This window comes from Bacillus sp. LR--39 (assembly GCF_053613335.1).
In genome coordinates, this window is the sequence record NZ_JBSIOT010001191.1 from 1 (window position 1) to 605 (window position 605).

The 605-nt window shown below is 45.3% G+C and carries 1 pseudogene; it reads right to left on the reverse strand.

Annotated features, from left to right (window positions below):
• Positions 1-577 (reverse strand): annotated as a pseudogene (gene lplJ / locus ACWHAR_RS29350) (lipoate--protein ligase LplJ); the annotation flags it as partial.
• Positions 578-605 lie beyond the last annotated feature (28 nt).

The window sequence follows — 605 nt, forward strand, 5'->3', positions numbered from 1 at the left end:
TCTTCTGATCGAGAAACTCGCTAATATTGGCCACACGGCTCCTGATCGATTTAATGCCTTTTGATTCGATTTTATCTTTTTTCACTTTTAAAGCCGATACGACATGTTCAATCTCAGAATCGAACAACAGCGTGCCGTGGCTGAACATTCTTCCTTTCGTTGAAAACTGGGCGTTTCCCGAGATTTTCCGGCCGTTTGCCATCAAATCGTTTCGGCCGCTCAGCTCCGCATCGACGCCAAGCCGTTTTAAAGCGGCCACAACGGGCTCAGTAAACTTCTTGAAGTTGTGGAAGCTGTTGCCGTCGTCCTTCGTAATAAAACTGAAGTTCAAGTTCCCGAGATCATGGTAGACAGCTCCGCCGCCTGACAGCCTGCGGACGACAATGATCCCGTTTTCATCTACATATTTTGTGTTGATTTCCTCGATCGTATTTTGATTTTTGCCGATGATGATCGACGGCTGGTTGATATAAAACAGCAGATACGTCTCTTCAGGATCGAGATGCTTTAAGCAGTACTCCTCAATCGCCAAGTTGATCCTCGGATCTGTAATATTTTGATTATCGATAAACAGCATGTTTGTCAGTTCCTCCTTCTATTCTCCC